At 57.0% G+C, this 365-nt stretch carries 3 tRNA genes; all 3 read right to left on the reverse strand.

The annotated features are described in order from the left end of the window. Window position 1: 1 nt before the first annotated feature. The 3 genes from MKD49_RS25820 to MKD49_RS25830 all read right to left on the reverse strand — a co-directional run bounded on the left by MKD49_RS25820 (window position 2) and on the right by MKD49_RS25830 (window position 365). A tRNA-Glu gene (locus MKD49_RS25820) sits at window positions 2-77 on the reverse strand. 56 nt (window positions 78-133) lie between these two features. Further along, window positions 134-209, reverse strand: a tRNA-Glu gene (locus MKD49_RS25825). Window positions 210-289: 80 nt separating this feature from the next. Then, window positions 290-365, reverse strand: a tRNA-Ala gene (locus MKD49_RS25830).

A 365-nucleotide genomic window follows, 5' to 3' on the forward strand; every position in this document is an offset into this window, starting at 1 on the left:
CTGGCGTCCCCTGGGGGATTCGAACCCCCGTACTCACCGTGAAAGGGTGATGTCCTAGGCCTCTAGACGAAGGGGACACTGTACCGCTACATACCTGCGCTGCCTGCTGGGTGACAGCGCAGATATCAAAATCTGGCGTCCCCTGGGGGATTCGAACCCCCGTACTCACCGTGAAAGGGTGATGTCCTAGGCCTCTAGACGAAGGGGACAAGCAGGTACTTCACATTACTTCTTACTTCTACACTTCAAGCTTCGCCTGAAATATCACCGCCAAACATCTGCGGGTCGCTGGTGGAGGTAAGCGGGATCGAACCGCTGACCTCTTGCATGCCATGCAAGCGCTCTCCCAGCTGAGCTATACCCCC

Source organism: Herbaspirillum sp. WGmk3 (genome assembly GCF_023952535.1).
GTDB classification, from domain to species: domain Bacteria; phylum Pseudomonadota; class Gammaproteobacteria; order Burkholderiales; family Burkholderiaceae_D; genus Herbaspirillum; species Herbaspirillum huttiense.